This window comes from Microbulbifer sp. ARAS458-1 (assembly GCF_045348205.1).
Classification (GTDB): domain Bacteria; phylum Pseudomonadota; class Gammaproteobacteria; order Pseudomonadales; family Cellvibrionaceae; genus Microbulbifer.
In genome coordinates, this window is sequence record NZ_CP155838.1 from 604,097 (window position 1) to 631,053 (window position 26,957).

The window sequence follows — 26,957 nt, forward strand, 5'->3', positions numbered from 1 at the left end:
TCAACCCGGATATTGCAGCAAGGTCATATGCAACAGATTTACCCCCCAGTGAGTTAACACGCAGGCCCAGAAGCTGCCACGCAATTGCCAGATCAGCGCGTAACCCAGGCCCGCGAGCCCAACCAGCGACAACATGGTGGTGGAAACAGCCCAGCCCGTGTGCAGATAGGTGAACAGCAGGGTTACCAGAATGGTCGGAATCCACGGCCAGCGGTGTAGCCATTGGCCCAGCCCACGCTGCAGTACCCAACGGAAGAAACCCTCTTCGGCGATACACACAATCACCAGGTTGAGCAGTGCGGCAAGGGCGATGCTAGTAGTGAGCTTAGGCTGGAAGTCGAGAAAGACAGCACCCGCGACAATCGGGGCGGAGATGGCGGTGGCCATCAATGGCAGGTCTTTGCGTTTCAGCGGTTGCGGCCGCACCAGCATAAACAGCACCAGGGTCACCGCAATAACCGCTTTGGCCGGGCGAAAGCTGGGATATATCTCACTGCCGTTCTGCAGGTAGGGCTCCATCAACAGGATGTGATCGTTACCCGGGATGGCGCCACTGGTCACCACCAGCATCAGCAACCCCGTAATCACATAGCTTACCGCCTTTTTCCAGCCTTGGGCGCTGTCCATCGCCACCAGGCCGAGCCAGATGGCAGGGGCAAATATACCGATCCAGCCGAAGGGAATTGCCAGCAGACAGAGAAATGCCGCAGGCATCCAGAGTGACTTACCATCAATCGGGGCGTCCGCGGCAATCACCGGCGTCCCCCGCTGTACATTGAGTGAAAACATAGAAAATCCATTTTCAGCACGTTGGCGAATTGTTCGGTTCTGCTCACCAGAGTGGGTAAACAAGAACAGGCGCCATCATAGCGCCTGCTACACTCCCCTACCGTGATCACTGTCGCTCAGCCGTTATAAGTGGCACGCATTGAACGGTACGTCAGTTTCATTTTCGCCGGATCCAGGGGCGCTTTGAAAAAGCCGTGATAGTGCCCGCGCGGGTTGATCAATACTACCTGGGACCCGTGATCGACAGTGTATTGCCCATCGTCGAGAGGCACCTTATTGAACGGCACGTTCAGCTGGTTGGCAAAACGTTTTAGGTTGATGAATTCGCCGGTCACCCCATAAAAGTCCGGGTTAAAGTAGCGCACATACTCCTGGAGTTGCTGTGGCTTATCTCGCAGCGGGTCGACCGATACCAACAGAATATCCGTGTTCTCCCGGGTATCGTCATCCAGTGTCTGATAAAAATTATTCAGAGTGGATAAAGTGGTGGGGCACACATCCGGACAGTGGGTAAAGCCAAAAAATACCAATGTCCAGCGCCCGGCCAGTTGTGTGGTTTTGAACACGTCACCACTGTCCGCAATCAATTCAAATTCGTCCAGAATGCGCGGCCGCTCCAGTTTGATTGCGCCATTGGCCCGCAACTCCGCATCGGTAATTACTCGCGGCTGATTCATTTTATTTAAAAAACCCGCCAGGACGGCGATCATAAACAGAACCAGCACTGCAACGGTAAGCAAGATGCCCCGCTTCTGTGCCGGTGTGTGATGCAGGTTTTCACCCATGTCAGACTCCGCTTGTTGGCAACGCCACCAGATAGTGGTCCAGCAACATGATGCAGAAGAGCGCCATCAAATAAATAATCGAGTATTTGAAGGTCTCCATTCCCGCGTTGGGGTTGCGGCCCCGCAGCATTTCGATAGCCCAGTACAGAAAGCCAAGCCCAAGCACTACCGCACCGAGCAGATACAGCCAACCTAACATGGCGGTGGCAAATGGCAGAAGACTGACGGCGAGCAGAATAATGGTGTACAGCAGGATATGGATTTTGGTGTACTGCACCCCGTGGGTGATGGGCAGCATGGGGATTTCTGCCTTGGCGTAGTCATCGCGACGGTGCACAGCCAGTGCCCAGAAATGCGGCGGAGTCCAGGCGAAAATGATCAGCGCGAGCAAAAGCCCATGGCCGTGCATCTCGCCGGTTACCGCAACCCAGCCAAGCAGCGGCGGAGCGGCGCCAGCAAGGCCACCGATCACGATATTCTGTGGCGTGGCGCGCTTGAGAAACATGGTGTACACCACCGCATAGCCCAGCAGGGAGGCCAGCGTCAGCCAGGCAGTGAGCGCATTGACGTAGGCGAGTAGTATCGCCATGCCGGAGCAGCCCAGAACCAGAGCAAACAGCAGTGCTTTCTGCGGCTCGACCCGACCCCGCGCCACCGGACGGTTGGTAGTACGAGCCATCTTGATATCGATATGCCGATCGACGAGGTGATTTACCGCAGCCGCGCCACCGGCACATAGGGCGATTCCAACATTCCCCAGAATTAATATATCCAGCGGCACCATGCCCGGTGTGGCCAGTAACATGCCAATCACCGAGGTAAGGATCATCAGCATCACCACCCGCGGTTTGGTGAGCTCATAGTAATCGCGCCACCCGGCACGACGGAGACTTACAGCCTGGGTACTCATGGTTACCACCTCATTGTCATTATTATTTGAGGTACTACAAAACCCTCTACCACATACGCACTACATCATTTCGGGAAATTTCCAATTGCCGGCTGCACCGTGTTGATGCGGTAGCAGAATGTCAGCAGGCTCAAAAGCAGCAGTGCGGCGCCCGCATTGTGTGCCACGGCGATTGGCAGCGGCAGGAACATCACCACGTTCGCAATTCCGAGGGCCACTTGCAAGCCCAGCACCGCGAGTAGGCCCTGACCCCAGCGGGGCGATCCGGCACGCCAGGCGAGTATGGCAAGCAGACTCACAATCAATGTCACAATGATTGCACCGATGCGGTGGGTCAGGTGGATCGCCGTGCGCGCATCGCTCTCCAGCGCACCACCCAGATAGTTCGGTCCGATATGCTGCGCAATATTAAATCCCTGCCTGAAATCCGCATCGGGCCACCACTGGTTGTGGCAGGTGGGAAAGTCTGGGCACGCCAGCGCCGCGTAGTTGGAGCTGGTCCAGCCGCCCAGAGCGATCTGCAGGCTTACAACAATCACCGCAGCAACCGCCAACGGGCGCAGTTTCTGAAGCGCGGTGTACTCGTGAGCCGGTATCAACCGCCTGCGGTATCGCAGCCGCTCCGACAACATCCACAACACCGACAGGGTAGCCATACCGCCCAGTAAATGCAGGGTGACCACTTGCGGCCACAATTTGAGGGTGACAGTCCACATACCAAAGGCGGCCTGCAGGATAATCAGACCCAGCAGGATATGACTCTGGATAAATCCGCGGTGACCGCGGCGGCGCCAGAAGAGATAGGTTAATCCGGCCACCAGCAGCAGTAATAGACCGGCAAAATACCGGTGGACCATCTCGGGCCAGGTTTTATGGGTTTCTACCGGGGTATCCGGGAAGGCGGCGTTGGCCGCGGCAATTTCATGGTGCTCATCCGGCCATAACAGGTGCCCGTAACAGCCGGGCCAGTCCGGACAACCGAGGCCGGCGTCCGACAAACGGGTGAAAGCACCGAGCACTACCACCACCAGGGCAAGGCCGGTGCCCGCCAAAGCCAGGCGAAAGCGCCAGTCCTTCTTGTAGTTTTTTCGCAATTCAGTGATGTCGGATTCCACATCCATTTCGCGCTCTCCTCTGACCACTACTTCTCGTAGGAGTACTTCAGCATTCGTTTAATGTCTTTCAACAGCTGGTTGCCACTGTGCGAATTGTTGTACACCATCATGGCGTAGCCCTGCTGGTCTACCAGTAATACGCTCGGGCGCGTCAGCCCAGCGTGATCGCTGTCCGCTAACCACTGATCCAGTTGCTGAGGCTCTACGCTGGAAAAGCGCAGTTTGGGATGCTGGTTGGCAAGATCCCGGAGACGCTCCTTGCTCAACGGCGCTCCCGTGGCGAGGACCCGCTCCACCCGCCGCGCCTTGTCACCAAGACGGATATGCACCTGGCGAGTGGTATACAGAAGCTGTTCACATTCATCGCTGCACTGTGCGTCACCGAGGATCAGATAGCGCCACCTGGGCTCCGCATCCACCAGCGACAGCGGTGCACCGTCGTCCTGCCGCAGATCTATTTCCGCCACGCTCTGAGCCGGGATCAGCAATTCCCCCTGATTGACCGTGTCCGAGGGCATACCCAGACCGGTGTAGAAAATGACATATGCCGCGACAATAGGGAGCACTACCGAGGCAACCACACCGATACCCGTCCAGCGGCCCAAGCCCGATGGTTTGTCCCGGGAAGACGCCTGTAGACCTGTCGCCTGTTCGGCCTGAACTTGCTCAGTCACTTTATGTACCTCGCTATTGGGCGCCATTCACGGCCAGATGTCCGCACATGCGCTCGTTATTGTTATGGGATGATTATGTCTGTTCTGTTGTTTTTTTAAACCACTTTTCGCGCAATATTTGACGGAGGTTGCTTGCTGTCAGCAGCCACAGCACAAACAGCGCTGCTGCCATGGTGAACCATTGCACTGCGTATCCCGTGTGTTTCTGGGGGCTTGAAGTAATCAATTGCCAGTCGGTTGTGAACGCCGTGTCCGAGTCCGCGCTTAAGCGTACCTGCCATGCCGGTTGCGCAACATTCAGCTGCTCCGGGCTCAATTGCCTCGGGGACTGAATACGGCTGTGCGGGTTGGTGAGGCCCTGCCCCTCGAGACTGCCCGGATACAGAAAGCCGGTGATTACTTTTGCCGCGAGCGGGTAGCTCACCTGCGGCAGCTCACTTCGGTGACTACTGGCGGGTAACCAGCCACGATTGATCAACCAGCGTACTTTCGCTGCATCGCCGCTGCCGGTTTCAAAGACCTGCAATACCTCGTAGCCGACCCTTCCATTGCGGGTGCGATTGTCGAGAAGGAAGTACTCATCGCTGTAAAAGCCCAGTAGGCGCACTGGCGTGTAGGCACTCAGCGTCCCGGGCTCCGGGACCCGCCCGGTCAGGTTAATCGGCTGGGTGGAGAGTCGTCCGTTGATCTGGTCCTGGATCTGCTGTTTTTCCGCCGCTCTATTGAGTTGCCAGTTGCCGAGGCTCAAAAGCAACGGAAAAAAACACAGACTGAGAAGGGTGACGGGCCAGTTTCGGATAAATGCTACACTGGCGTCACGCGATAAACTGTTGCCATCCATCGCGTGGTCCGTACAGCGTTCGGCGTTCCCGGCTTCTACTGCGTGATCGCGGTGTTGCTGCGATTTTTGGGGAGCTGTCATGCCAATAAATACTTCAATAAGTGGCGTTTTATTATGTGGCTAAAAGCAATAATCGTGTTGTTGTTTCTTGCCGTGCTGGCCAGCCTGACCAGCGCTCTGATTTTTCTACTGCGCGATATGGGCGCGCCGCAATCCAAGCGAACCCTTTATGCGCTGGGTATTCGCATCTCTCTGGCGGCATTGTTACTGATCGCTATCTGGTATGGATTTGATAGCGGGATCCTTTCCAACACCGCGCCCTGGGCCAACAAATATTAAATCGGGTTGGAGTTGGTGGATGCGCTGCGCTTATCCACCACTCCACCCCACGCCAGTTACGCACCCAGAACGTAGACAAAGATAAACAATCCTACCCAGACCACATCCACAAAGTGCCAGTACCAGCTGGCCGCTTCAAATCCAAAATGATCGTCCGGCTTGAAGTGATGGGCGATGACCGAGCGCAGCAGCATGATCAACAACATGATGGTGCCCAGGGTCACATGGGCACCGTGGAAACCGGTAAGCATAAAAAAGGTGGTGCCGTAGATACCGGATTCCAACGTCAGACCCAGCTGCTGGTAGGCTTCCAGGTATTCTTCCACCTGGAAGAACAGGAAAGCGATACCCAGTGCCACGGTGGCACCCAGCCAGAGATTGAAGGCCTGCCGCTTATCCTTTTTCAGATACACGTGCGCAATGTGTACAGTGACACTGGAAGCCAGCAGTAATACCGTATTGAGCAGCGGTAAATGCCAGGGATCGATGATGCCTTTAGGGCCGACCACCTTGGCCGCCTCGCCACTGACTGCCTGCTCCGGGGTGACCATCAGCGGCCAGGTATTCTGAAACCCCTCCCACAGCATATTCGAGGAACCGCGATCCCCTTCACCACCGAGCCACGGCAGTGAAAAGGTGCGAATGTAATAGAGCGCACCGAAGAAGGCGGCAAAGAACATCACCTCGGAAAAAATAAACCAGCCCATTCCCCACACATAGGATCGCTTGAGCTGATCGCTGTTCAGGCCCTGCATGTTTTCCTTGATCACTGCAGCGAACCAGAACCACAGCACGGTGGCCATGGACAGAGCACCGGCAAAGAAAATATACGAGCTGCCGCCATTGATCCAGGTGGCGGCGCCGAAGGCCGTCAGGAAGATGCCGATGGTGGCGAAGATAGGCAGCCGGGACTGCTCGGGAACATAGTAGCTGCTTTCTGTGGCCATAGTCTTTTATCCCTCTCGCTCGGAGTCGGTATTTTTGTTGTTCGCTTGTTTGGCAATTCTTTCCGTGACATCAAACAGCGTGTAGGAAAGCGTAATAGTGTTTACCCCGGCGGGCAGATCCGGATCGACGATAAAACGCAGACCCAGTTCGGCGGATTCGCCGGCGGCGAGCGCCTGCTGGTTAAAGCAGAAGCATTCGGTTTTATGAAAATAGCTGGCGGCCTTGAACGGCACCAGACTGGGAATCGCCTGACCGATCATGTCGCGGTCGGTGGGGTTGCGCGCGTGGAAGACGGTATCGACCGCCTCCCCTGGGTGCACACGGATTTCCACCGTATCGGGTTTGAATTCCCACGGCATGTTTTCGTTATGGCTGGCAACAAACTGGACTTTCACCGTGCGCTCTGTATCCACCGCTGCCGGCACCGCTTCGTAGCGACCACCGGTTTTGCCGTTCAGGCCGGTAATCTCACAGAAGGCGTCGTACAGCGGCGGCATGATGAACAACGCAAAGCCGAGCATGCCGACCGCCAGGGTTAGCAGCTTGGCTGTGGTTTTTGCGTTTGCGCTCAGCGACATAACGTCAACTCTTTCAGGAAATTAACGCACAACCGGTGGCGTGCTGAAGGTGTGGTACGGCGCCGGTGACGGCACACTCCATTCCAGCCCTTCCGGATTTTCCCAGACCTCATCGGTCGCTTTCTTGCCACCTTTTACGGTGCGAATCACATTGAAAAGGAACACGATCTGCGCGGCGCCGAACAGGAAAGCACCGACACTGGCGATCTGGTTGAAGTCGGCAAACTGCAACGCGTAATCCGGGATACGGCGAGGCATACCGGCGAGGCCAACAAAGTGCATCGGGAAGAAGGTCACGTTCAGGCCGACAAACGCCATCCAGAAATGCACCTTACCCATGGTTTCGTTGTACATATTCCCGGTCCACTTGGGCAGCCAGTAATAGACGCCGGCCGTAATCGAGAAGATGGCGCCGGGTACCAGCACGTAGTGGAAATGCGCCACCACAAAGTAGGTGTCGTGATACTGGAAGTCCGCCGGCGCTATGGCGAGCATCAGGCCAGAGAAGCCACCCAGGGTAAACAGGATCACGAAGGCGATGGAGAACAGCATCGGGGTCTCAAACGTCATCGAGCCCCGGAACATGGTGGTCACCCAGTTGAACACCTTCACCCCGGTGGGCACTGCGATCAGCATGGTGGCGTACATAAAGAACAGCTCACCGGCAATCGGCATACCCACGGTAAACATGTGGTGCGCCCACACAATAAAACTCAGGAAGGCGATGGACGCGGTGGCGTACACCATGGAGCTGTAACCAAACAGCGGCTTGCGCGCGAAGGTAGGAATGATCGCCGACACGATACCGAACGCCGGCAGGATCATGATGTACACCTCTGGATGACCGAAGAACCAGAACACGTGCTGGAACAGTACCGGGTCACCACCACCGGCGGCGCTAAAGAAGCTGGTGCCGAAGTGGATATCCATCAGCATCATGGTCACTACACCGGCGAGCACCGGCATGACCGCGATCAGCAGGTAAGCGGTAATCAGCCAGGTCCACACGAACAGCGGCATTTTCATCAGGGTCATGCCCGGTGCGCGCATGTTCAGAATGGTGGCGACGATATTGATCGCACCCATGATCGAAGACGCACCCATGATGTGAATGGCGAAGATAAAGAAGGTCACACTGGGCGGTGCGTATTCGGTGGAAAGCGGAGCGTAGAAGGTCCAACCAAAGTTGGGCGCACCGCCTTCCATAAACAGCGTGGATGCCAGCATCGCGAAGGCGAAGGGCAGAATCCAGAAGCTCCAGTTGTTCATCCGCGGCAGCGCCATATCCGGAGCGCCGATCATCATCGGCACCATCCAGTTGGCAAGCCCCACAAACGCGGGCATAACCGCACCGAACACCATGATCAGCCCGTGCATGGTGGTCATCTGGTTAAAGAAATCCGGCTGCACAATCTGCAGGCCGGGCTGGAACAGTTCGGCGCGGATAACCAGCGCCATACATCCGCCTAGCAGGAACATCGCAAAACTGAACCACAGATACATCGAGCCGATGTCTTTGTGGTTAGTGGTGTAGAGCCAGCGGGTAAAACCGGGTTTCGGACCGTGTGCCATAACTAAACTCCTTTCGGCTCCTGCTTACTTATTCTTGAAATTGAGAATGTCGATGGGCTGCACGGTGTCGCCCATATTGTTGCCGAAGGCACTGCGCTGATAGGTGATGACCGCAGCCAGGTCCACTTCACTCAATTGCGCGCCGAAGGCCTGCATCGCCGGGTTGGTTGGAGAACCATTGACCACCATGCTCATGTGACCGTCCATGGGCCCGGTGGCAACCTTGGAACCGGCAATGGCCGGGAAGGTCCCGGGGATGCCCTGACCATTGGCCTGGTGACAGGCAACACAGGCGCTGTTGTAAATTTTTTCACCACGGGCATAGAGCTCGTCGAAAGTGAAGGTTTTGTTGGTCAGCTCTTTGATGCGCGCAGCTGCGGCAGCGCGATCACTGAGCCAGGAGTGGTATTCATCTTCCGGCACCGCCTTGACCACAATTGGCATAAAACCGTGGTCCTTGCCGCACAGTTCCGCGCACTGGCCGCGGTAAATACCGGGCTCATCGATGCGGGTCCAGGATTCATTCACGAATCCCGGGATCGCATCTTTCTTCACCGCCAGATCCGGTACCCACCAGGCGTGGATCACGTCGTTGGCGGTAATCAGGAAACGGATTTTTTTATTCACCGGCACCACCAGCGGCTCGTCTACCTCTAACAGGTAGTTCACCGTCTTTGGTTGCTGGTTTTGAATCTGCGACTGTGGGGTGGAGAGATTGGAGAAGAAGGAGACATCGGAACCCAGGTAGTCGTATTTCCACTTCCACTGGTAACCGGTGATCATGATGTCGAGATCGGCTTCCTTGGTGTCGTAGATATCGTAGAGGGTTTTGGTGGCGGGAATCGCCATGCCGATAAGAATCAGGGTGGGCACGATGGTCCAGGCCAGTTCCACGCCGAGACTCTCGTGAAACTGCGCGGCCTTGTAACCCTTGCTCTTGCGGTGACGCCACATGCTGTAGAACATCACCCCGAACACCACAACGCCGATCGCCACGCAGATCCAGAAGATCAACATGTGTAGGTCGTAAGTGGTACGGGAAACCTCGGTTACCCCCTGGGTCATATTGACCCCCCAGCGTTGCACTTCCTCCGCGGCTTCTTGCGAAGCCTCCTGCGCGAACGCAGCGGGTGCACATGCCGAGATGGTCAATAAGGCGAACAGCCGTTTGAAGCCCATCAACATCGCCTGCAGATCTCCATGTTTGTTATTCTCGCGAGCCCGCTTCCTGCGGCTTGATCGCTACGGCCATGCAACACGGAAATATAACCGTGCGCGGTCGCGGCATCGCAAACCACAAAATAGCAAAACCCGTAAACAGCGGCTGGCTGTTCCGAGGACTGGAGACTGCCCCGATCGCAAAATCGGTAACACGCCCACATGGATATGTGGACAAGCTGTAGTAAACCAAGACTACATACACTGTTCGCACACCGGGCGAAGACCTCGACTGCGCGATACTGCTGTCAGTGCAACTTGTTATTTTTACTTCAGATGTCGTCGCCCGGAAGGTACAACCAACAACCTGTGTCTTTTTGTCGCATCTAGCACTTTCAAAAGAAACACATCACCAGAAGAAAGTCAATTAAACCGCCAACTTACATGAAAAATTCATCGGTACATTCCAGTACCTTTTCGCGCCGTACGATGGCCCCCTATCAGAGGGTCTGGCACCTCGCCTGGCCGATGATTCTGAGCAACATCACTGTGCCACTATTGGGCGCGGTAGATACCGCCGTGCTCGGGCACCTCTCCAGTCCGGAATATCTTTCCGGTGTCGCCATTGGCGCCAGCGTGATCTCCATGCTTCTTTGGGCGTTTGGCTTTTTGCGTATGGGCACCACGGGACTGGTGGCACGCGCCAGTGACAGCGGCGCATCCTGGTTGCTGCGCGCCCTCGCGTTGGCTGTTGCGCTGGGCGCGCTGCTGCTGTTGCTGGCGTCACCACTGCTGCCGCTGATAACCCAATGGATGAATGCCAGTACGGAGGCGAGCCCGCACGCCCGGGACTATTTGCAAATCCGCCTGTTGAGCGCGCCGCTGGCACTGGCGAACTTTGCCCTGCTGGGATTTTTTATCGGGCGTCAGGACAGCCGCGCGCCGCTGGCGATTCTGGTGACGGCGAACCTGCTGAATATCGCCCTGGATCTGTTATTGATCTGGGGGCTCGGACTGGGCGCCCGCGGCGCTGCCTGGGCATCGGTATGCGCAGATCTGTGCAGCTTTGTCATGGGTTGGTGGCTTCTGGGGTTGCGCCACCGGCAGGCGCGCGACGAAATGGCGAACACGCTGCGTCGCCCCGGCTTCTGGCCGTGGCAGAAAGTGAGCCCCTGGCTGGAGTTGCTACGTATCAACAGCGACCTGTTTGTGCGCACCTGTCTGCTTCTGTTCACTCTCACCTTTTTCACCGCCCAGGGTGCAGCCCAGGGTGACACGGTACTGGCAGCCAACGCCATTCTGCTGCAACTACTGATGATGACCTCATACGCGCTGGACGGGTTTGCCCACGCCACTGAATCACTGATCGGGCGCGCGGTAAGTCGCGGCTCCATGGGGCAGTTCCAGCGTATCAATCGCGCCGCGGCGGTCTGCGCCGTAGCGACCGCAGTTGCAATTACCACCACCCTTGTGGCCGGAAAGTCGTGGATATTGCCGTTGTTTACCGACATCCCCGCCGTACTGGCGACAACCGCGAAATACTATCCCTGGCTTTGTGCGCTGCCACTGGTGGCTGTGTGGAGCTATCAACTGGACGGCGTATTCATCGGCGCCGGAAAAAGTCGGCAGATGCGCAATACCATGTTTATTGCTTCTGTGATGGTGTTCATACCAACATGGTGGATTACTCGACACTTGGGCAACACTGGCATCTGGTTCAGCTTATTTTTGTGGTTTGGCGCACGATCTTCCGGATTGATGGTCTATTTTTACAACTACACTAAAAACAAAGTTTGGCTGTAACTGGAGCTACGGTACCGATTCCTCATCCATCGTTAAGCAGTCTTGTCCGCACACTTTTTTGAGCCCGCCGACGGGCACAAACCGGGGGATGGCGAACAAAGAAACGAGGACGCGGTTTCGCCGTTTTCGTTTTGACGTATGTCCGACCATTACCACCTGATCCAACTGTGTATCGAGCGCGCCGTGGCCGCAGAACAGGCCCGCAGTCGCTTCCGGCGTTCTCTGCACGATACCTTGCCGAACCTGCATCGCAGTATCCACCTGCCACAGCGGGACGCCCCGCTGCACATCACCTGTTTTGTCATCCGCTATATCCAGGTTATTCCTTCCTGGCTGGCGCGCCTGGAGCAACTATGTGACGCCGGCGGCCTGGATTTCCGTCCGGTACGCGATCTGATACTGCATAGCTTCGGGGAAATACCCGAACGACAGCCACAGGAGCACGGCCTCGGCTCGATACTCGACGAGGCCTACCTGACCCACCGCATCATGGAAGAGATTAACGACACTCTGCAGCCGGTATGCGGCACGCCATTGCTGCCAATGGATCCGATGGTGGCCAACCTGGTGGTGCGTGAGCTACTGGGTGAAGCCCTTGCCTGCCAGCTGGACGATCTTGCCGAAGTGCTGCTGCAGCGCTTTGAGCCAGCGGAGCTGGACCCCGCGCGACTGGTTTCGATGATTCTGTACAAACAGCGCTTTGAAGACGTGCCCGGCGAGTGGCCAGACTTTGCCAACCATATGCAAATTGAATTACGGGCGCCCACCCTCAACCGGCAAATTGACCTCTCCCACTGATATTATTCCGGGCTACGCGGCCTGTTTGCACTCACAACCACTGAGCACTACTGTTCTACGATCTGCCGCCAGTTTGCAAAAAAGTCCGCCTCTCCGTGGAGGAGGGAACGGTTCAGGTCGTCCGCCTTACGGTGCAGCTTTGTGTTGTAGAAATACAGGCTGCCCCCGCGCAGAGTAAATCCTTTGGGGTTGTCCGTAAGCAATTGATAGAAGGCTTCCTGACGCTCCAGATACTGAAGCACACGACGCTTGCTGAAACGGCCCTTGCGATACTTCTGGAAAATATGTTCCTGTAGCTGCTGATCGGTCAACGCGCGCGCTTCCGGGGAAACCCGACTGACGTCCAACAGGCGTTTTATATCGGACTGCAGATCATCGAGATAGCGGTCTGCCGCTTCTGCGGCCACCTTGGAGCGGTAGATCGCTTTTTTGCGCCGCTCCTGAAAAGGCTCACTTTTCGCGGTGTCGAGGTCCCAGATTTCTTTCTTGGCCATTTCCGCCAGCGCACGAAATATGGTTTTGTGCTGGCGATTACTGTTTACCGTCAGGCGGTCACATACCTCCAACGCGCCCTGCCAGTCCGCATAGGGTTTTCCTTCGTACACCGCATCTGGCAATGCCGCCACCCGCTCGCGCAGGCGTTGGGTTTCGGTCACGAGTAGCTTGGGCTCTTTATTCCAGTCATTGGCCTGCAACACGAACAGCGAAAGCAGACCCTGATTGACACAGCGGGTAATCAGATGTGCCGTCGTTGCCTGCTGTTGTTCGCGCACCTTGCGATAGTGATCGAGACCGTAGAGACCGGCGATGGCGAGAACGATCACCAGGGCGATCAGTGGGTATATTTTTTTCAAGAGCCTGGCTTCTGAGAAATGGTTCGGTGGATTATTTTTTATCGTTCGGCGGCAGCAAAATTTTTACTGCGGTTTCTTCCACTTCCCTGTCGGCAGTCTGGTTTACGCGGGTATCCAGTTCCCGCGGTGATGCATGCAGGCGGATTTCATCTTTGAACCCACAGGCCACACACTCACGATAATTCTTATCGCCCAGCTTGTAGTTGACGATTTTATCCATCTCACTACAGCGTGGGCATACCGCGCCGGCAATAAACCGACGCTTTACCGGCTTTTCAAATTCGTCGCTCAAAAAATTACCTCGTTCAAACCACGTCGCTTAACAAGCGTCACTCGATGCCCGAGTGGCGCAACAGCGCGTCTATTTTGGGGGCGCGGCCGCGAAACTCTGCGAACAGATCCTGCGCATCGCGGCTGCCACCCTGTTCCAGCACCGTAGTGAGGAATCGATTGCCAGTGGCCGGATCGAAAATACCGGTTTCCTCAAACAGTGAAAACGCATCCGCACTCAGCACTTCCGCCCATTTGTAGCTGTAGTAGCCCGCCGCGTAACCGCCGGCAAATATATGGCTGAAGCTGTTCTGGAAACGGTTGTCCGGCGACACCGGCACCACCGACACCCGAGCGCGCACATCATTGATCAGACGCTGAATCTCATCGGCATTGGCGCCCTCAGGCCGCGAGTGCAGCAGGAAGTCGAACAGGGCAAATTCCAGCTGCCGTACGGTGAACATGGCGGACTGGAAGTTCTTCGCGGCGAGCATTTTATCCAATAATGCCTGCGGCAGGGGTTCCCCTGTCTCATAATGCCCGGAAATCATCGCCAGCGCTTCCGGCTCCCAGCACCAGTTTTCCAGGAACTGGCTGGGCAACTCTACCGCATCCCAGGCCACCCCGTTGATCCCGGATACCGCCGCCACATCCACCTGGGTGAGCATATGGTGCAGACCGTGACCAAATTCGTGGAACAGGGTGGTGACCTCGTAGTGGGTCAGCAGGGCCGGCTTGTCTTTGTCAGGTGATGAAGCGCCTGCGGCGGTCGGAGATGAAAAGTTGCATACCAGATAGGCTATCGGCAGCTGCAGACCCGCCAAGGTCTGGCGGCGCACCCGCGCGTCGTCCATCCAGGCGCCGCCGCGCTTTTTCTCGCGGGCATAGGGGTCGAGGTAGAAGCCGGCAATGGGTTCTCCACCGCGCTTCAGCCAGTAAAAATGCACATCTTCGTGGTAGCTCGGCACGCTATCATCACGCTCCGCGACCACGCCGAACAGCTTTTCCGCCACCGCAAACAGGCCGGACAGCACCTTGGGATAGGGGAAATAGGGGCGCAGATCCTCCTGGCTCACCGCGTAGCGGGACTGCTTGAGTTTCTCCGCCGCAAAGGCCACATCCCAGGGCTGCAGCTTGTCGAGACCCAGCTGATCCGCCGCAAAGGCCTGCAGCTCGGCAAACTCTTTGACCGCCGCAGGCTTGGCGCGCTTGGCCAGATCCCACAGGAAAGTTTCCACTTCCTCTGGAGAACCCGCCATCTTGCTCGCCAGAGAGCGCTCCGCATAGTTTTTCATCCCCAGCAAGTGGGCCTGCTCCGCGCGCAGGGAGAGGATTTCAGCCATCACATTGGCGTTGTCGAACTCCCCCGCATTGGGGCCCACATCCGAGGCGCGGGTAATAAACGCGTAGTGCATGTTGTGGCGCAGCTGGCGATTCTCCCCGTGGGTCATCACCGCAAGGAAGCAGGGGCCATCCAGAGTCAGCCGCCAGCCCTGCTCCCCCTTGGATTCCGCCGCCGCTTTCGCCGCGGCCAGAGCGGATTCGGGAATCCCCGCCAGCTCGGCCTCGTCGGTCACCATCAGGCTCCAGGCGTTGGTGGCATCCAGCACATTGTTGGCGAACTTGCTCTTCAACTCCGCCAGGCGTTTGCTGGTGGTGGCATAGCGCTCGCGCTTCTCGCCTTCCAGTGCCACACCACCCAGATGCATATCCCGCAGGCCATGGCGCACTGCCTGCTTACGCGCCTGGGGCCAACTGGCAAAGTCTGCAGATTTGGCCAGAGCGCGGTACACCGCATACAGCTCCGGGTTCTGGCCCAGCTCCGTCCAGTATTCCGTCACCCGAGCCAGGCACGCCTCGTAGGGCGCGCGCCAGTCGCCGCTCAATACGCTGTTCAGGTGTGACACCGGCGAGAATGCCTTGCTGAGGGAGTCCTGTGCTTCCTCCAGGGGTGCCATGGTTTCATCCCAGCTCGGTTCGCCACCGGCGTTATTCAGACAGGATTGCAGCTGTTCGCGGCATTTGGCAATCAACTCAGCAATGGCGGGCTCGGCATGTTCCGGCTTGATGCGATCGAAGGGAGGCAGCACCGGATCGGTCAACAGCGGATTGGCGGAGGAAATGTCAGACATCGGGATTCCTTGTCGATGGGCGCTGCGCAACAGCGCGGGGCGCACGGAGACGGGTTAATATATGCGGATTATTCTAGTGGATTGCGCCAGTGGAGGTCAGCCTTGTCCAAGTCCGATTCAACCGAGTACACCCTGCGCGAACACCGCGGCCACAGCCCCAGGCTTGGGGAGCGGGTATTTATCGACCCCCAGTGCACGGTGATCGGCGATGTTGAGCTGGGCGACGACTGCTCCGTGTGGCCGATGACCGTGATCCGCGGTGATATGCACCGGGTGCGCATCGGCGCCCGCACCAGCGTGCAGGACGGCTCGGTACTGCATATCACCCACGCCAGCGACTTCAACGAGGGCGGCTGGCCGCTGACCATCGGCGAAGACGTCACCATCGGCCACAAAGCCTGCCTGCATGGCTGTACCGTGGGTAGCCGCGTGCTGATCGGCATTGGCGCCATCGTACTGGACGGCGCGGTGATCGAGGACGAAGTGGTACTTGCCGCCGGCGCGCTGGTGCCGCCGGGGAAACGATTGGAAAGCGGTTACCTCTATGTAGGGTCACCGGCGAAACAGGCACGGCCGCTGACCAAGAAAGAAAAGTCTTTCTTTACCTATACCGCCGGTAACTACGTAAAACTCAAGGATGAATACCTGGCGAAGGAACACTGAATCCGGCATGCGCCGGGATTTTCAGTGCATTCACCTGTGCTTATCGTTATTCCAGCGCAATATCGTAGTAGTAGGGACCGCGCCACCGATCACCACCGGTATACGCCTCAAGGCGATGCCTCAGGTCACGCAGATCCCACTCCAGGTCTTTTGCGCTATCCAGCGCCTGTTGCTGCAACTGCAGCGCCTTTTTAAATTCCCCGTTCGCGGCGGCTACCGCCGCTTTGGTTTCGAGGATACGGACCTCATCGAAATAGTTCTCCGGCTCGGCATCCATCATATCTTGCGCCAGCTGCAACTCCCCAGGGCCGGCATCCACCGCACCGGTCACCAGCTCCCAGGCTAGTAGTACGCCGGAAAAATAGTGCCCATTCGCCGCGGCGTTCTTCAACCATCGGAGCGCATGGGCCCGGCGTTCAGCCTCAGGCATTTCTCCTGCGTGGCTGGCAAGAAATTTTTGCGCTTCCGGGATACCCGCAACCGCTGCGGCACTGATCCACCTCAGGCCATTCTTTCTATCCGCCTCACACCCCCGTCCCACAACCATATTGCGTCCTATCTGGAACTGGGCCTGAGGGACGCCCTGGCGTGCAGCCTCCAGGTACCAGCGGTTGGCGGTCTGGTATTCGAGATCTACATCCCGCATATATTTCTGAAATGAACGCAGCACACCAATCCGTTGCGCGTAGACGTACTGGGCAATAGGATCTCCAGTCTCCGCCTTCGCTTTCCAATCATTCAACTCCGCAGCCAGTTCGCCGGAGTTAACATCGCCGGGGCGCGCGTGGATCGAGAAAGAAACCGCGGTGCTCACACCCTGCGTCGGCTCGGTCACCGCCAGTGGTTCATAGCGGTACGACAGGCCGGAAATGGCGGCAGCCCGGGAAAATTCGGCGCCTGTCGACTGCACGACTTCGATATCGCGTACATGACCTGCCGGCATGACCGAATACTCCAGTACCACCCGCCCAAAACGACCTCGATTCAACTCCCAACGAGGGTAGCGAGGTTTTTTCTTGAACACCGGAGTGCGATCTACATCGCACTCCGCATCTGGGAGCAACACCGGGCTTAAATCCGCCTGAATCTTCTCTACAGCATACTCCTCGGTCAGTGCCTGGAGACGCGCCTGTGCTATCGTTCGGGATTCTTCAGGAAGTGCCGCAAAAACTTTTTCTGCCGTAGCAGACATACTATCCGATTCCGTGTGCGAGGCCGCTAGTTGCATCCATGCCCAGGCCTCCGCCGGATTCTTCTCTACGTATTCCCCGCGAAAGTACATCACCCCAATATTGAATATGGAGCTGTAATTGCCGATGGCCGCGAGCGCGTGGAAATTACGATACGCCTCTTTGTAGTGACCAGCGGTATAGTCCTCCATCGCCTTATCGAAACTGGCATACACCGGCGATAAAGCCCCGGCTAAAAACAACACCACCCCAATGAAAACCCGCTGCATTACTGTGCCCCCCACCGTCATACAAAATTTTCTGTCGTGCCATATGTATGACGTACAGCGGTTGGCTACCCGACCCGAGGCCACACCATCACACCTCATGTAATTCCAACGCACCAGTGCCCGGGCCCGGATAAAGGACCTGCAGTTACTGCACTTTCCCCCACTGAATTCCGCAGGATCTCGCTGCCAGCATGTGGACTTCAATAATCATGCCTCTGCTCGCCGGGCAGAATATCGCTGTGTATTTGTACTAAAACTGGTGTAACCCTACGGGGGCACTCTACAGCGGCATTTCACCTGGAAGACTCGATGAACGACTACCGCCAACTGCGTATCAACGGCCAGCGCCTGTGGGACTCCCTGATGGAGATGGCGGAGATCGGCGCCACACAGAAAGGCGGCTGCAACCGCCAGGCCCTTACCGACCTCGACAAGCAGGGCCGTGACCTGTTTGTGAAGTGGTGCGAAGATGCCGGCTGCAGTGTCACCGTCGATGAAATGGGCAATATCTTCGCCCAGCGTCCCGGTACTGGTTGTAAAAACGGGCCGGATCTGCCACCGGTCCTCACCGGCTCCCACCTCGACACCCAACCCACCGGCGGCAAGTTCGATGGTGTTTACGGCGTACTGTCCGGCCTCGAAGTCATCCGCGCTCTCAACGACGCTGGCGTGGAAACCGAAGCCCCGATGGAAGTCGCCGTGTGGACCAACGAAGAAGGCGCGCGCTTTTCCCCCGCCATGATCGGCTCCGGCGTCTGGGCCGGCGAATTCGACCTCGACTATGCCTACGCCCGCCAGGACAAGGAAGGCAAAACCTTCGGCGCAGAACTGGAACGCATCGGCTACAAAGGCCAGGCCCCCGCCAAACCGCGCCCGCTCGCCGCCGCGTTTGAAGTCCACATCGAACAGGGCCCCATTCTCGAGGCCGAAGAAAAAACCATCGGCGTATTGAGCGGCGTTCAGGGCATGAACTGGTACGACCTCACCCTCATCGGCCAACCCTGCCACGCCGGCCCCAGCCCCATGGAAGGCCGCCGCGACCCGTTTATGGGCCTGCACCGCATCCTCGACCAGCTCTACAAACTCGCCGAAGAACACGCCCCCTGGGCAAGAGCCACCTTCGGTGACATCCGCGTCGAACCCGGCAGCCGTAACACCGTCCCGGAAAAACTTGTCCTCGCCGTAGACCTGCGCCACCCGGACCAGAAAACCCTCGACGCCATTGACCAGCGCTTCCGCGAAATCGCCGCCAGCGTCGCCGGGGAAACCGGCCTCGAACACGAAATCCGCGAAGAATGGCGCTCCCCCGCCGTCGCCTTCGATACAAAATGCGTCGAAGCCGTACGCAGCGCCGTCGCCGATCTCGGCTACAGCAACAAGGAAATGGTCTCCGGCGCCGGCCACGACTCCGTGTACATCTCCCGCGTAGTGCCCACAAGCATGATCTTCGTGCCCTGTGAAAAAGGCTTGAGTCATAACGAAGCGGAAAATGCGGAACCGAAAGATCTGGAAGCCGGCGCGAATGTGCTGCTGCACGCGATGCTAAAGATGGCAAACAAAAGCGGCTGACGACGCGACCAATTCAAATGCGAAGCGGCTGATGCCGGTAACCCTTCACGAGACCTTCCGCGAGAGGGACCTCGCGGAAGAGCCCCCATGGATGGGTTGAGGGGGGACGCCTAGTCCGTGTCTCGTGAAGGGTTACCGGCAGCAGACGCGCCACCGGACCCCAAACAGGGCTCCTCTGAAAAAGATTCGAGAAAGAAGATGACCGAATTTACTTACAAACACCGCAATGAAAACGGCAACACTGCGCCGCTGAAAAACTGGGGTATCGACTCCGAATACGGCGTGCTCACCGACCTCCTCGTCGGCCCCATCGACAACTACACCTGGCAAATGGGCAACGCCGCCAGCCGCCGCTCCGTGCGCCTCGGCCGCCAGTTCGACGCCGCCGTTGCCAAACAACAGCATCGGGAAATGCTCGACGCCTACAAACAGGCCGGCGTCACCACCCACCTGCTGCCCGCCGACAGCAACCTCCCCTACCAGCTCTACGCCCGCGACAGCAGCGTCATGACACCCTGGGGGCCCATCGTCACCCAGATGTACTCCCCCTGGCGCCGCGGCGAATGGGTCGACGTAGTCAAAACCTACCAGAAGCTGGATATTCCGATTTACGACATCATCACCGCCGGCAGCCTGGAAGGCGGCGACTTTATGGTGCTCGAACCCGGCGTCATCCTGTGCGGCTATAGCGGCGAGCGCACCTCACCGCAGGGCTTCAACCAGATGAAAAGCTGGATCGAAAAGGAAGGCTGGGAAGTAAAAGGCTACGAATTCGACCCCTACTTCCTGCATATCGATGTGCTGGTAGCGGCGCTCGCGGAAAAACTCGTGGCGGTGTGCGTGGATGCGGTGGAGCCGGAACTGGTGCAGTGGTTCAAATCCCGCAACTTCGAAATTATCGACATCTCCTACCCACAGGTGATGGAGCTCGGCGTCAACGTGGTGGCGCTGGGCAACGACCGTGTGATGCTGCCATCCGACAACATCGAACTGAAAGAAAAGTGCCGCGCCCACGGTTTAGAGGTGATCGACCCGGATATCTCCATGATCACCGCCGGTGGTGGCGGCGTGCACTGCATGTGCCAGCCGCTCGCGCGCAAACCGGGTTAAGGCCGAAGATCGGCTAGCCGTCCCCGGCTATCAGCAGCTTACCGGCGGTGCGCAACAGCTCGCCGGTGAGTGCCTCCAACAACTCCCCGCCTGTACGCCAATGATGCCAGTAGAGCGGCACATCAATGGGCCGATAGGGTAACAGTTCTACCAGCTCACCCCGCGCCAGCGCGTCCTGCGCCTGCAACTCCGGCACCAGCCCCCAGCCGAGACCATTGGCCACCAGCTGCACAAACCCCTCGGAAGACGGGCACAGGTGATAGGGAAAACTCCCGCTAAAACCCAGGGATTCCAGGAAACGGTGCTGCAGGGAATCATCCGGCCCGAATACCACCGCCGGGGATTTTGACAGCGTGAAGGTATCGACCCCATCTGGAAAATATCGACCCAGGTATGCCGGGCTCGCCAGCGCGCGATAGCGCATGGCGCCAAGGGCAATACTGCGCGCCCCTGACACCGCCTTCTCCGCACCGCACACGCACGCAGCCACATCGCCGGTGCGCATGCGCTTGAGCCCCACCTCCTGGTCCTCCACCACCAGATCCAGCACCAGATTGCGCGCGCTACAAAAATCCGCAATCGCCGGCCCCCACCAGGTCGCCAGACTGTCGGCATTGATGGCAATTCTCAGTCTTTCCGGGCCCGACCCCGCCTCCATCAACGCGGGAATCTGCCCCTGAATATCCCGCTCCAGCAGGCGCACCTGTTGCACATGGTTCAGCAGGCGGCGTCCCACTTCCGTGGGTTTCGGCGGTGACCCGCGCAGCAGTACCGGCTGGCCGACGCGCGCCTCCAGCAATTTGATCCGCTGGGAAACCGCAGACTGCGACAGCCCCAGGGCCAGCGCCGCCCGCTCAAAGCCCGCCTGCTCTACCACCGCCGCGAGTGCGGCCAGCAACTTGTAATCGAACATATCAGTTTTACTAATGTAGGATTAGGAAGTGTTGTTTTTCTTATACCAGAGGTCGAGCCAAACTGGCCACCGAATTGACTTAGCGGGTAGAGAAACACGATGTTCCACAGCTATTTGAACGGCCTGATGCTCGGCGCGGGCCTGATCATTGCCATTGGCGCGCAGAATGCATTTCTGCTCGCGCAGGGAGTGCGGCGTGAGTACCACTTTCAGGTCGCGGCAGTCTGTGCGCTCTGCGATGCGGTACTGGTCTGTGCCGGGGTATTTGGGCTGGCGGTACTGCTGGCGGAAAGCCCTCTGTTGCTCAGTGTTGCCCGCTGGGGTGGTGCCGCCTTTCTCGGCTGGTACGGCGTCCGGGCACTGCGCCGCGCGCTGCGCCCGGCGGGGCTGGAAAACGGCAAGGAAGAAAGAGCCCGGTCACTGGCCAGCGTAATGATGATGACGCTGGCGGTGACCCTGCTCAACCCCCATGTCTATCTGGATACGGTGCTTTTGATCGGTTCACTCGGCGCACAGCAAACCGAACCCGGTGCCTATGTCCTCGGCGCAGTCAGCGCCTCCATCACCTGGTTTTTTGGCCTGGCGATTGGTGCCGCCTGGCTCTCACCCTGGCTCGCCCGCCCGACCGTATGGCGGTTTATCGACCTGGGGATTGCGATCATGATGCTGACCATTGCCGCGGGGCTGGTATTAAAGCCGTAAGCCGCCATGCACCCACCTTTGGAATCGAAATTTTGATTTCCCTCCTCCGTTATTTGCCCTGCGCTCTGAGCCATCCCGACCCGGCGATACCACCTGCCGCACAGGCCAGAATAATCACCAGCGGCGTCATCGTACCCAGGGCCAGCGCACCGATCCCCAGGCCGCGCATCGGCAACAACACCAGCAGCAGAATCCCCGCGGGAATCAGCGAAAGCAGAAAGCCGCGGGTAATCCAGCTCTTGCGCCAGGGCAGCAGGAAAATCAGACCGCAGATACCGCCCCATACCACCCGCTGATAAATGTAGGCATTAGAAAGGTGCGGCGCGATATCGACCGACAGCGCGCGGGTAATACCGTAATGGCCAAGCGCCCACAGGCCGAGCGCATAGCCCAGCCCGGCGATGCCGCCGGCGGCAAAACAGATGGAAAGATTTTTTATAAATTCGCGCATAAACATCCCCCGATTTTTCGCGCCCCGTCAGGAAATTTCCTGACGGGGGAATGGGGAAAGTATGCCAGAACTTACAGAAAAGACCGCTAACGGATTTGAGTATCAGGCGGGGCGCTTGCTGGAGCCGTAGAGTTCTTCCAGCATGCTGTCGATACGGGTGACCAGCGCGTCCTGGCTTTCGTCCAGCAGAATTACGTGGCCCATCTTGCGGCCCGGGCGCAGTTCCTTGCCATAGGACCAGACACCTTCATTCTGCAGTCCGGGCGTTTTATCCACACCCAGCATATTGATCATGACCGCCGGGCGTTCCGCCGTGGTGTCACCCAGTTCCATACCGAGAATCGCGCGCACATGGTTGGCAAACTGGCTGGTTTTGGCACCGGCCAAAGTCCAGTGGCCGCTGTTGTGTACCCGCGGCGCCAGCTCGTTGATCAGCAGACCGTCATCGGTGACAAAGCACTCCATCGCCAGCACGCCCACGTAATCCCATGCATTCATCAGCGTGGAGAGATATTCTTCCGCGGTGGTCTGCAGCTTTTCATCAACATGGGGCGCCGGTGCGGTGGAAACCAGCAGGGTGCCGTTGTAGTGATCGTTCTCCGCCAGCGGATAGGTCACTACCTTGCCGTCCGCGGTGCGGGCGCCAATTAAAGACACTTCGCGGGAGAAGTTGATGCCCTTCTCTACCACGTATTCCTGTTCCGGCACCTGGTCGGCGATGGCCGCCAGATCTTCGTCGCTGTTCACACGCCACTGGTTTTTGCCGTCGTAGCCGTTCTCACAGCTTTTGATAAACGACGGATAACCCAGCTCTTTTACCGCCGCACAAATATCATCGTAATTGTTGGCGGGGCGGAAAGGTGCCACCGGCAGGCCGGCGTCGGTAATCGCGGTTTTCTCGCGCACGCGGTGCTGGGTTTTTTCAAACGCATCCGGGCGCGGGTACACCGGGCAGAATTTTTCCAGCGCGCGCAGCAGGCCGGCATCGACGCCCTCACGTTCGGCGGTGATGACTTCCGGGCTGCCCATGGCTTTGTACAGCACTTCGATATCCGCGCTGTTCTCCGCATTCACCGCCCCAGGATTAACAATGGTGCCGAGCCCTTCCACACAGGTAGTGTTCTCACCACCTTCGGCGAGAAAACTGAACTCGATACCCAGCGGGCGGGCCTCCTGGGCCATCATCTGCGCCAGCTGGCCACAACCGACAATACCTACACGTCTGGCTGTCATTTCCGCTACACCTCGTACTCGTTCAGTAATCGCTAACAGGTTGAATCAACGTCGCTTATTCGACTTCAAAAGGAACGCCAGCGCTCTGCTGTTCGCGCCACTGAATAAGACGCTTCTGCAGTTCCGGATCGGTCAGAGACAGCATCTGCGCAGCCATCAGGCCCGCATTGAAAGCACCGGAGGCACCCACGGCCTGGGTGGCTACCGCCACGCCCTTGGGCATCTGTACGATGGAAAGCAGGCTGTCCATGCCGGTCATGAATTTGCTCGCCACCGGCACGCCGATCACCGGCAGCGGGGTCATCGCGGCAATCATGCCCGGCAAATGCGCGGAGCCGCCGGCGCCGGCGATGATCACCTGGGTGCCGCGCTCGTGAGCGGTGGTGGCGAACTCCACCATGCGCTGTGGGGTGCGGTGGGCAGAGACCACGGCAGTGGCAAAGGGCACGCCCAGATCGGTCAGGGGCTTGGTCGCCATTTCCATGGTCGGCCAGTCGGACTGGGAGCCCATTACGATGGTGACTTTTTCAAACGGAAGCTGATTCACTTGCTGCACACTCCAGGGTTATACGGGCCAGGGTTGAGCGAGCTGAGGGAAGGAATACCCGGCAGTGGCTCGTCAACACACTGGTTTCGGTCCCGAGCCGCCCAAAAAGCGACCGACCGCCCCAAATTAAGGGGCGTGAGGATACCAAAACTCAGCGAGAAAGCACGCAGTACGGGGCTTTCCGCCGGTTTTCGTGGGCATTTAGTGGAGGCCGGCGGCCCTGTCCGCAGGATCTGCATGCTGCTGAGTGGGATTCGCGCCGCTTTTGCCACCCCAACGATAGTGTGGCGGCATGGTCACGACACCTGGAGTGCGCCCCCGGACAGGGCAAACCGAAGAAAAGGGATTCTGGGTCAGGGCTTGGCCTTTAGCTGCTCCCGCAACATGGCCAGTACCGGCTCTACCGATGGACGCACTCCCCGCCACAGGGCAAACGCCTCCGCCGCCTGACCAACCAGCATTCCCAGGCCGTCCGACACCTCAGCACCGTGGCCCACGGCCCAGTGCATAAACGGTGTCGGTTGAGCGCCGTATACCATGTCGTAGACGCGACAGCCTTCACCCAGTGCCCGCGGTGACAGCGGCGGCAGTTCACCAGACAGGCTCGCTGCGCTGGCGTTGATGATCAGGTCGAACCCCTCCGGCACCTCGTTCAGGCCACCAGCGGTAATGCGGCCATAACTGGCAAAGTCCTCTGCCAGTTGTTGCGCCTTGGACGCGGTGCGATTGGCGATATGCAATTGTGCGGGCCTCTCGTTCAGCAGCGGCAGCAAAGTACCGCGGGTAGCACCACCGGCACCCAGTACCAGCACTTTTTTGCCGGCAATAGCCCAGCCCAGATGATCGCGGATATCCGAGACCAGCCCCGGCCCATCGGTATTGTCGCCAAGGAAAGTTCCGTCCGGTTGTCGCGCCAGAGTGTTCACCGCACCCGCAGTGCGCGCGCGCTCGGTCAGTTCATCGGCGTATTCAAACGCATCCAGCTTGAACGGCGCGGTGACATTCAGCCCTCTCGCGCCACTGATAAAAAATTCATCCACCACCGCCTTGAAGCCATCCACTTCTGCGAACAGCTTGCCGTATTCCAGATCCTGATTGGTTTCTTTGGCAAAGGCTGTGTGAATTACTGGCGACATCGACTGCTTGATCGGGTTACCAATGACGGCGTACTTGTCCATGTTGTTTTACTTCTCTCAGCTTCCGTTTTTCAGTTGTTTTACGTTTTTAGCGCCTGCTTGATCTGGCTGGTTTCATTCACCCCGATCAAACCATCAATTTTCAGTTCGCCGTCAAAATCACACACCATATAGCGCGTAATCGCGCTGTAGATCTGCTTCGGCTTTTCACCGCTCGCATCCAGCAGCACCCAGTTGAGAGTAGCAAGACTGGTATTTTCGTTCAGCTCGATGACATCGGTAACCGCACCGACGATCTGGGTAACGCCCAGTTTCTGGTACAGGTTTAAAAGCTTTTTTACCCGGCCAATAAAGTACTCGCGGCTGAGCTGGGATTTTTTACCGTCGGAAAAATAGTAGTGGATTGGAAACCGATAAAAATCGGCGATCTGCTCCGCGTTGCGGGCTTCGAACAGGCGACGGTATTCGAGGAACAGTTTGTTGATATCTTCGAGACGGGCCTTGTGCATGGCTATTTCCTTCCAAGAACCAAATATTCCGTTAATTGCTACCGAGCTTGATGAGAAGGTGCCGATGCCGGGTGTCCCTTTGCGAGACCTTCTAAAACAGGGATGTTTTAGAAGAGCCCCCAGGGATGGGTTCACGGCGTGTCTCGCAAAGGGACACCCGGTAGCGGCACCGCCACGGAGCTAATTTACACCCACTCCCGGTGTGGCAAGAAATCCGTATAGAGCTTTTCTTCCGGGCTGCCCGCTTGCGGGTGCCAGTTGTAGCGCCAGCGCACTTCCGATGGCAGGGACATCAGAATGGATTCTGTGCGGCCGCCGCTTTGCAGGCCGAACAGGGTGCCGCGGTCGAACACCAGATTGAATTCCACATAGCGACCGCGGCGGTACAGTTGGAAGTCCCTCTCGCGCTCACCGTATTCGGTGTCCTTGCGCTTTATCAGAATCGGCAGATAGGCATCCACATAGGAATCGCCAACCGCCTGCATAAACGCGAAGGCATTATCAAAACCACCTTCGCTAAAATCGTCAAAAAAGAGTCCGCCCACACCGCGCGACTCGTCGCGGTGTTTCAGATAAAAGTATTCATCGCACCATTTTTTAAAGCGCGGATAAATATCTTCGCCAAACGGTGCGCAGGCGTCTTTGGCGGTCTGGTGCCAGTGCACCACATCTTCCTCAAAGCCGTAATAGGGGGTCAGATCGTAACCGCCGCCGAACCACCACACCGGCTCCGCACCCTCTTTTTCGGCAACAAAAAAGCGCACGTTGGCGTGGCTTGTGGGTGCGTAGGGATTTTTCGGATGAATCACCAGGCTGACACCCATGGCCTGGAAAGAGCGGCCTGCCAGCTCCGGGCGCGCGGCGGTTGCCGAGGGGGGCAGTTTATCGCCGAACACGTGAGAGAAATTCACTCCGCCCTTTTCGATCACATTGCCATTTTCCAGCACCCGGGTGCGGCCACCGCCGCCGCCGTCTCTTTCCCAGGCATCCTCCAAGAACTCACGGCCGTCCATGGCCACCAGTTCCGCGCAGATGCGATCCTGCAATCCCAGCAGATACTCTTTGACGGCCTGGATATCGATAGTACTCATAAACTTCT

At 57.9% G+C, this 26,957-nt stretch carries 28 protein-coding genes; 7 read left to right on the top strand and 21 right to left on the bottom strand.

Features of this window, described 5'->3' with window-relative positions; genetic code table 11:
* The 6 genes from AAFH99_RS02370 to AAFH99_RS02395 all read right to left on the bottom strand — a co-directional run bounded on the left by AAFH99_RS02370 (nucleotide 1) and on the right by AAFH99_RS02395 (nucleotide 5,114).
* Entirely contained in the window at nucleotides 1-789 is a 789-nt protein-coding gene (locus AAFH99_RS02370) for a CPBP family intramembrane glutamic endopeptidase (protein ID WP_051687248.1), read from the bottom strand.
* 116 nt (nucleotides 790-905) lie between these two features.
* Nucleotides 906-1,574, bottom strand: coding sequence for an SCO family protein (locus tag AAFH99_RS02375; RefSeq protein WP_043319822.1), 669 nt, complete (start codon nucleotides 1,572-1,574; stop codon nucleotides 906-908).
* 1 nt (nucleotide 1,575) lies between these two features.
* Complete coding sequence (cyoE, locus tag AAFH99_RS02380; protein WP_043319823.1) at nucleotides 1,576-2,484, bottom strand: heme o synthase; 909 nt, start codon at nucleotides 2,482-2,484, stop codon at nucleotides 1,576-1,578.
* Between the two features lie 65 nt (nucleotides 2,485-2,549).
* Nucleotides 2,550-3,605 (bottom strand): heme A synthase, encoded by a 1,056-nt coding sequence (locus AAFH99_RS02385; RefSeq protein ID WP_051687249.1) that lies wholly within the window; start codon nucleotides 3,603-3,605, stop codon nucleotides 2,550-2,552.
* 20 nt (nucleotides 3,606-3,625) lie between these two features.
* A complete protein-coding gene (locus tag AAFH99_RS02390; RefSeq protein ID WP_043320532.1) occupies nucleotides 3,626-4,273 on the bottom strand; it encodes a hypothetical protein in 648 nt (215 codons plus the stop codon).
* A 73-nt stretch (nucleotides 4,274-4,346) separates the two neighbouring features.
* Nucleotides 4,347-5,114 (bottom strand): SURF1 family protein, encoded by a 768-nt coding sequence (locus tag AAFH99_RS02395; protein WP_043319824.1) that lies wholly within the window; start codon nucleotides 5,112-5,114, stop codon nucleotides 4,347-4,349.
* Between the two features lie 114 nt (nucleotides 5,115-5,228).
* On the opposite strand from AAFH99_RS02395, the gene AAFH99_RS02400 reads away from it, so the two are divergent.
* Nucleotides 5,229-5,453, top strand: coding sequence for a DUF2909 domain-containing protein (locus AAFH99_RS02400; RefSeq protein WP_043320533.1), 225 nt, complete (start codon nucleotides 5,229-5,231; stop codon nucleotides 5,451-5,453).
* 56 nt (nucleotides 5,454-5,509) lie between these two features.
* Here the strand turns inward: AAFH99_RS02400 and AAFH99_RS02405 are convergent, their stop codons facing one another.
* The 4 genes from AAFH99_RS02405 to coxB are packed head-to-tail and all read right to left on the bottom strand — an operon-like array spanning nucleotide 5,510 to nucleotide 9,736.
* On the bottom strand, nucleotides 5,510-6,400 hold the full coding sequence (locus AAFH99_RS02405; RefSeq protein ID WP_043319826.1) for a cytochrome c oxidase subunit 3: 891 nt from the start codon (nucleotides 6,398-6,400) through the stop codon (nucleotides 5,510-5,512).
* Between the two features lie 6 nt (nucleotides 6,401-6,406).
* A complete protein-coding gene (locus tag AAFH99_RS02410) occupies nucleotides 6,407-6,979 on the bottom strand; it encodes a cytochrome c oxidase assembly protein (RefSeq protein ID WP_043319827.1) in 573 nt (190 codons plus the stop codon).
* Nucleotides 6,980-7,000: 21 nt separating this feature from the next.
* On the bottom strand, nucleotides 7,001-8,551 hold the full coding sequence (gene ctaD / locus AAFH99_RS02415) for a cytochrome c oxidase subunit I (protein WP_043319828.1): 1,551 nt from the start codon (nucleotides 8,549-8,551) through the stop codon (nucleotides 7,001-7,003).
* Between the two features lie 24 nt (nucleotides 8,552-8,575).
* Complete coding sequence (coxB, locus tag AAFH99_RS02420) at nucleotides 8,576-9,736, bottom strand: cytochrome c oxidase subunit II (protein WP_043319829.1); 1,161 nt, start codon at nucleotides 9,734-9,736, stop codon at nucleotides 8,576-8,578.
* A 462-nt stretch (nucleotides 9,737-10,198) separates the two neighbouring features.
* On the opposite strand from coxB, the gene AAFH99_RS02425 reads away from it, so the two are divergent.
* Nucleotides 10,199-11,512: an MATE family efflux transporter gene (locus AAFH99_RS02425; RefSeq protein WP_406828558.1), complete on the top strand. Its 1,314-nt coding sequence runs from the start codon at nucleotides 10,199-10,201 to the stop codon at nucleotides 11,510-11,512.
* A 138-nt stretch (nucleotides 11,513-11,650) separates the two neighbouring features.
* Nucleotides 11,651-12,310 (top strand): hypothetical protein, encoded by a 660-nt coding sequence (locus AAFH99_RS02430; RefSeq protein ID WP_051687250.1) that lies wholly within the window; start codon nucleotides 11,651-11,653, stop codon nucleotides 12,308-12,310.
* A 47-nt stretch (nucleotides 12,311-12,357) separates the two neighbouring features.
* On the opposite strand, the gene AAFH99_RS02435 is transcribed toward AAFH99_RS02430, so the two are convergent.
* From AAFH99_RS02435 to AAFH99_RS02445, 3 genes are read right to left on the bottom strand one after another with little or no spacing between them, the layout of a single operon-like run.
* Nucleotides 12,358-13,164 (bottom strand): hypothetical protein, encoded by an 807-nt coding sequence (locus tag AAFH99_RS02435; protein ID WP_406828559.1) that lies wholly within the window; start codon nucleotides 13,162-13,164, stop codon nucleotides 12,358-12,360.
* A gap of 31 nt (nucleotides 13,165-13,195) precedes the next feature.
* The gene (locus AAFH99_RS02440) at nucleotides 13,196-13,456 is read right to left on the bottom strand and encodes a YheV family putative zinc ribbon protein (protein ID WP_406828560.1); all 261 of its coding nucleotides are present in this window, start codon (nucleotides 13,454-13,456) and stop codon (nucleotides 13,196-13,198) included.
* 37 nt (nucleotides 13,457-13,493) lie between these two features.
* Entirely contained in the window at nucleotides 13,494-15,566 is a 2,073-nt protein-coding gene (locus tag AAFH99_RS02445) for a M3 family metallopeptidase (protein ID WP_406828561.1), read from the bottom strand.
* Nucleotides 15,567-15,668: 102 nt separating this feature from the next.
* On the opposite strand from AAFH99_RS02445, the gene AAFH99_RS02450 reads away from it, so the two are divergent.
* A complete protein-coding gene (locus tag AAFH99_RS02450) occupies nucleotides 15,669-16,229 on the top strand; it encodes a gamma carbonic anhydrase family protein (protein ID WP_231491915.1) in 561 nt (186 codons plus the stop codon).
* Nucleotides 16,230-16,275: 46 nt separating this feature from the next.
* On the opposite strand, the gene AAFH99_RS02455 is transcribed toward AAFH99_RS02450, so the two are convergent.
* Nucleotides 16,276-17,688: a TonB family protein gene (locus AAFH99_RS02455; protein ID WP_197023842.1), complete on the bottom strand. Its 1,413-nt coding sequence runs from the start codon at nucleotides 17,686-17,688 to the stop codon at nucleotides 16,276-16,278.
* Nucleotides 17,689-17,997: 309 nt separating this feature from the next.
* On the opposite strand from AAFH99_RS02455, the gene AAFH99_RS02460 reads away from it, so the two are divergent.
* Both AAFH99_RS02460 and AAFH99_RS02465 read left to right on the top strand, forming a co-directional pair.
* Nucleotides 17,998-19,257: a Zn-dependent hydrolase gene (locus AAFH99_RS02460; RefSeq protein WP_406828562.1), complete on the top strand. Its 1,260-nt coding sequence runs from the start codon at nucleotides 17,998-18,000 to the stop codon at nucleotides 19,255-19,257.
* Between the two features lie 198 nt (nucleotides 19,258-19,455).
* Nucleotides 19,456-20,367, top strand: a complete 912-nt coding sequence (locus tag AAFH99_RS02465) for a dimethylarginine dimethylaminohydrolase family protein (protein ID WP_406828563.1) — start codon at nucleotides 19,456-19,458, stop codon at nucleotides 20,365-20,367.
* 13 nt (nucleotides 20,368-20,380) lie between these two features.
* On the opposite strand, the gene AAFH99_RS02470 is transcribed toward AAFH99_RS02465, so the two are convergent.
* A complete protein-coding gene (locus AAFH99_RS02470; protein ID WP_043319835.1) occupies nucleotides 20,381-21,280 on the bottom strand; it encodes a LysR family transcriptional regulator ArgP in 900 nt (299 codons plus the stop codon).
* A 99-nt stretch (nucleotides 21,281-21,379) separates the two neighbouring features.
* Here AAFH99_RS02470 and AAFH99_RS02475 point away from each other — a divergent pair, with 99 nt between their 5' ends.
* On the top strand, nucleotides 21,380-21,982 hold the full coding sequence (locus AAFH99_RS02475; protein ID WP_406828564.1) for a LysE/ArgO family amino acid transporter: 603 nt from the start codon (nucleotides 21,380-21,382) through the stop codon (nucleotides 21,980-21,982).
* Between the two features lie 49 nt (nucleotides 21,983-22,031).
* Here AAFH99_RS02475 and AAFH99_RS02480 read toward each other — a convergent pair whose 3' ends face one another.
* From AAFH99_RS02480 to hemF, 6 genes are all read right to left on the bottom strand, one after another.
* On the bottom strand, nucleotides 22,032-22,433 hold the full coding sequence (locus AAFH99_RS02480; RefSeq protein ID WP_043320538.1) for a hypothetical protein: 402 nt from the start codon (nucleotides 22,431-22,433) through the stop codon (nucleotides 22,032-22,034).
* A gap of 102 nt (nucleotides 22,434-22,535) precedes the next feature.
* Complete coding sequence (locus AAFH99_RS02485) at nucleotides 22,536-23,666, bottom strand: 5-(carboxyamino)imidazole ribonucleotide synthase (RefSeq protein ID WP_406828565.1); 1,131 nt, start codon at nucleotides 23,664-23,666, stop codon at nucleotides 22,536-22,538.
* A gap of 55 nt (nucleotides 23,667-23,721) precedes the next feature.
* Entirely contained in the window at nucleotides 23,722-24,213 is a 492-nt protein-coding gene (purE, locus tag AAFH99_RS02490) for a 5-(carboxyamino)imidazole ribonucleotide mutase (protein WP_043320539.1), read from the bottom strand.
* A gap of 353 nt (nucleotides 24,214-24,566) precedes the next feature.
* Nucleotides 24,567-25,391, bottom strand: a complete 825-nt coding sequence (gene aroE / locus AAFH99_RS02495; RefSeq protein WP_043319838.1) for a shikimate dehydrogenase — start codon at nucleotides 25,389-25,391, stop codon at nucleotides 24,567-24,569.
* A 38-nt stretch (nucleotides 25,392-25,429) separates the two neighbouring features.
* Nucleotides 25,430-25,858, bottom strand: coding sequence for a hypothetical protein (locus tag AAFH99_RS02500; protein ID WP_043319839.1), 429 nt, complete (start codon nucleotides 25,856-25,858; stop codon nucleotides 25,430-25,432).
* Between the two features lie 185 nt (nucleotides 25,859-26,043).
* Entirely contained in the window at nucleotides 26,044-26,949 is a 906-nt protein-coding gene (hemF, locus tag AAFH99_RS02505) for an oxygen-dependent coproporphyrinogen oxidase (protein WP_043319840.1), read from the bottom strand.
* Nucleotides 26,950-26,957 lie beyond the last annotated feature (8 nt).